The organism is Nocardioides sp. CPCC 206348 (assembly GCF_048654705.1).
Lineage (GTDB): Bacteria > Actinomycetota > Actinomycetes > Propionibacteriales > Nocardioidaceae > Nocardioides.
The window spans coordinates 4523-8206 of the sequence record NZ_JBMCZA010000113.1 but is presented as its reverse complement, the minus strand read 5'-3'; the positions used below and the strand labels follow the sequence as shown (position 1 = coordinate 8206).

6 protein-coding genes are annotated in these 3684 nt (G+C 71.8%); 3 read left to right on the top strand and 3 right to left on the bottom strand.

Translation table 11 applies throughout. The features are described 5' to 3' along the window. The 3 genes from ACOADB_RS06820 to ACOADB_RS06810 all read left to right on the top strand — a co-directional run. The coding region (locus ACOADB_RS06820) for a hypothetical protein (RefSeq protein WP_378597203.1) at positions 1-781 on the top strand (781 nt) is incomplete at its 5' end. A gap of 66 nt (positions 782-847) precedes the next feature. Continuing rightward, positions 848-1351: a CinA family protein gene (locus tag ACOADB_RS06815; protein WP_378597202.1), complete on the top strand. Its 504-nt coding sequence runs from the start codon at positions 848-850 to the stop codon at positions 1349-1351. A 47-nt stretch (positions 1352-1398) separates the two neighbouring features. Further along, positions 1399-1707, top strand: a complete 309-nt coding sequence (locus ACOADB_RS06810) for a helix-turn-helix domain-containing protein (protein ID WP_378597201.1) — start codon at positions 1399-1401, stop codon at positions 1705-1707. Between the two features lie 5 nt (positions 1708-1712). Here ACOADB_RS06810 and htpX read toward each other — a convergent pair whose 3' ends face one another. The 3 genes from htpX to ACOADB_RS06795 all read right to left on the bottom strand — a co-directional run. Next, positions 1713-2675, bottom strand: a complete 963-nt coding sequence (gene htpX / locus ACOADB_RS06805) for a zinc metalloprotease HtpX (RefSeq protein WP_378597200.1) — start codon at positions 2673-2675, stop codon at positions 1713-1715. Next, the gene (locus tag ACOADB_RS06800; RefSeq protein ID WP_378597199.1) at positions 2642-3448 is read right to left on the bottom strand and encodes a DNA-formamidopyrimidine glycosylase family protein; all 807 of its coding nucleotides are present in this window, start codon (positions 3446-3448) and stop codon (positions 2642-2644) included. Before ACOADB_RS06800 ends, htpX begins: the two co-directional genes overlap by 34 nt. Beyond that, the coding region (locus tag ACOADB_RS06795; protein WP_378597198.1) for a hypothetical protein at positions 3441-3684 on the bottom strand (244 nt) is incomplete at its 5' end. The genes ACOADB_RS06800 and ACOADB_RS06795, both read right to left, overlap by 8 nt.

The following is a 3684-nucleotide window of genomic DNA, read 5'->3' as shown; positions in this document are numbered from 1 at the left end:
GCCGCTCGGCAGCACGCCGGGCACCTGGACGCCGGCCGATGTGGAGCTGGCCTACCAGTGGATCGTCGGGGGAGTCGAGGTCAACGGCGCGACCACGTCGACGTACACGCCGGTCGTGGCCGACCTGGGCAAGGTGGTCACGCTCGAGGTGACGGCGTCCGCCGAGGGTTCGCTCGACGGGGTGGCGACGTCCGCGCCGACGGCGGCGGTGGCGGCGGGCACCATCGTCAACACGGCGCTGCCGACGGTGACGGGCACGGCAAGGGTCGGCAGCAAGCTGACCGCGACCGCCGGCACCTGGTCGCCGACGCCTGCATCGGTGGCCTATCAGTGGCTCGCGAACGGCACGCCGATCGCGGGTGCGACGGGCACCACGCTGACCCTCAAGGGCCCGCAGGCAGGCAAGCGGATCTCGGTGCGGGTGACCGCCCAACGGCCCGCCTACACCGATGCGCTCGCTGTCTCGGCGCAGACCGCTGTCGTGGTCAAGGGAAAGGTCCAGCTCCTCAGCCGGACCACCCCGTTGCGGGTCGTGGTCAACAAGACCCGGGTGACGGTGATCGTGGTGCCACGCAACGCCGACCGCATTCCGGCCACCGGCACGGTCGAGGTCAGGATCGGGCGCACGACCATCACCCGCACGCTGGTGGGCGGTCGGGTGGACATCCGGTTCCCCGTGATGCGTTCGACGGGCCTGAAGTCGGTCCGGATGCGCTACCTGGGCAACGCGTCGCTCGCCCCGCAGACCGACTACACCTCGTTCTCGGTCGTCCGTCGATAGTCGCTGGTTCCGACGTCCCGGCGCGCTCGTGCCGGGACGTCGGAGCGGCATGCCACGATTCGGGGCATGGGATCAACCGCTGACCTGCTCGTCGCCGCACTGCGTGACGCGAACGCCACCGTCGGGACCGCCGAGTCACTGACGGGTGGCCAGCTCGCGGCACGGATCACGAACGTCCCCGGATCATCGGTCGTGTACGCCGGCGGCGTGGTCAGCTACCAGACCCCGGTCAAGATCAACGTGCTCGGCGTCCCCGAGGAGACCGTCGCCGAGCACGGTGTCGTCTCGGCCGAGTGCGCGCGGGAGATGGCCGACGGGGTGCGACGTCTCCTCGGGACGACGTACGGCGTCAGCACCACGGGCGTGGCCGGTCCCGACCGCCAGGAGGGCAAGCCCGTGGGCACGGTCTTCGTCGGCGTCGCCGGCCCGGAGGGCGTGCACGCCGAGGCGCTGTCCCTCGAGGGGGACCGGTCGGCGATTCAGGATGCGAGCGTCGGCGCCGCCCTGTCGGTACTGGCTGCGATGATCTCATCGACCGGTCCAGCGCCGGAAGATTCTCGGCTCGGGTAGCGTTGAGCCAGAGTCCCCCGCACAACCACCCATGAGAGGAGATCGAGATGGTGCTCTTCCGCCGCTCGCTCGGTGACATCCTGCGCAGTCGCCGCACCGAGCTCGGTCTGACCCTCCGGGAGGTCTCGGGCTCCGCGCGGGTCAGCCTGGGCTACATCTCCGAGATCGAGCGCGGGCAGAAGGAAGCCTCGTCCGAGCTGCTCTCGTCGCTGTGCGACGCGCTCGAGATGCCGCTGTCCGACGTGCTCCGCGAGGTTGCCCACCACGTCGCCGTCGAGGAAGCCGCGCTGCTGGCGATGGCTCCCACCCCGATCGCTCCGCGTCGTGCGGGCGAGGTCGTGGCCTCCGCGGCGTAGGTCGCTCAGCGCGCCATCGCTTCGAGGCGTGCGATCCGCTCCGCCATCGGCGGGTGGGTGGCGAACATCCGCGACACGTCGGCGGCGCGGAACGGGTTCGCGATCATCATGTGACTGGCGTTCTGCAGCTGCGGCGTCGGGGCCAGTGGCGCGCGGGCGGTGCCGTGCTCGAGCTTGCGCAGCGCGGACGCCAGGGCGAGCGGGTCGCCGGTGAGGCGGGCGCCGTCCTCGTCGGCGTCGTACTCGCGGGTCCGGCTGATCGCCATCTGGATGATGCCGGCCGCGAAGGGTGCGAGCAGCGCGGTCGCGATCATCACCAGCGGGTTCGGGCGGTCCTCGCCGTTGCCGCCACCGCCGAAGAGGGACGAGAACGCCAGGAACTGGCCGACCGAGCTGATCACGCCGGCGAGGGCCGCGGCGACCGAGCCGGTGAGGATGTCGCGGTTGTAGACGTGCATCAGCTCGTGGCCCAGAACGCCGCGCAGCTCGCGCTCGTCGAGCAGGGCCAGGATGCCGTCGGTGCAGCACACGGCGGCGTGCTCCGGGTTGCGGCCCGTGGCGAACGCGTTCGGCGCCTGAGTGGGGGAGACGTAGAGGGCCGGCATCGGCTGGTTGGCAGCCGTGGAGAGCTCCCGGACGATCCGGTACATCGCGGGCGCCTGCTGCTCGGAGACCGGGTAGGCGTGCATGGCGCGGATGGCGAGCTTGTCGGAGTTCCAGTAGCCGTAGGCCGTGGTGGCCAGGCCGATCGCCGCGAAGATCCAGATGAACAGGGAACTGCCGGTGGCCGAGGCGACCAGGCCGCCGATGACGAGGAGCAGGGCGAAGATGCCTGCGAAGAGTCCGGCGGTCTTGAGCCCGTTGAAATGGCTGTGCATGTCACGTTCAACGGACGGGTGGTGCGGGAGCGTTCCCGGCCGTGCAGAGATCACGGTCACGTGGCCGGCGACGGCTGGCAGGTCGGACACCAGTAGGTCGTCCGCACCCGCCCGGGCGGGCCGACGGTCCCGGCCACCAGCGGCGTGCTGCACCGGCGGCACGGCTGGCGGGTGTGCCCGTAGACCCACAGCGGCTCGCGTCGATCGCCGGTCGTGATCGGCTTGCCGTGCTGCAGGCTGGCCTGCATCATCTGGCGGGCACGGGCCAGGAAGCGCGCCGGGTCGCGGAGGTCGCCCGTCGGGGCGACGGGGGAGATGCCGTGCACGAAGCAGGACTCGGACACCCAGATCGTCCCGAGTCCGGCGACCACGGTCTGGTCGAGCAGGGCCTCGCCGAGGGTTCGTTCCGGTACGGCGGTGAGGCGTTTGACTGCGATCGCCTGGTGCTCCGGGGTCCAGGCTCCGAGCAGGTCGGGGCCGAGGTGGCCGATGATCTCTGCCTCGTCGGCGGTCGCGACCAGCTCGACGACACCGAGCAGGAAGCCGACGGCCTCGACCTGGTGCGCCGTACGCAGCACCACGCGCGCGTCCACGGCGGGCTTGGGCCAGCGGCTACCCATGCGGGCGACCTGCCAGCTGCCCTCCATCTTGAGGTGGGTGTGCAGGGTCAGCCGCGCGCCGCTGGTCGTGGCGAGCCGGGTGAGCAGGTGCTTGCCGTGGGTGGCGGTGCGCCCGACCCTCGCGCCCGCCAGATCCGTGGTGGCGAGCTGGGGCACCCGGAAGTCGGACTGCTGGAGGGTCTGGCCGGCAAGCGCCCGGTCCAGGCGGTCGGCCGTACGACGGACTGCGTCGCCCTCAGGCACGGATGCGGAGCCCCCTCGGCGTGGCGATGAACCCCGCGGCCGCGAGTGCGTCGCGCAGCGGACTGCCGCTGCCGAGGAGGGCGGTGCCGTCTGCCTTCTCGACCGTCAGCTGGCCGAGGCTGCCCCGGCGCACGGTGGTGGAGAGTGCCTCGGCGGCCGGCGCGAGCAGGTCGGGGTCGTCGGTCCACGTGAGCAGCGTGCGGCCGCCCCGCTCCACGTAGAGGACCAGGGCGCCG

Bases quoted from the DNA above. Each gene is read 5' to 3' on its own strand.
- ACOADB_RS06810 (WP_378597201.1), top strand. From the start codon at position 1,399: ATGGTGCTCTTCCGCCGCTCGCTCGGTGACATCCTGCGCAGTCGCCGC.
- ACOADB_RS06815 (WP_378597202.1), top strand. From the start codon at position 848: ATGGGATCAACCGCTGACCTGCTCGTCGCCGCACTGCGTGACGCGAAC.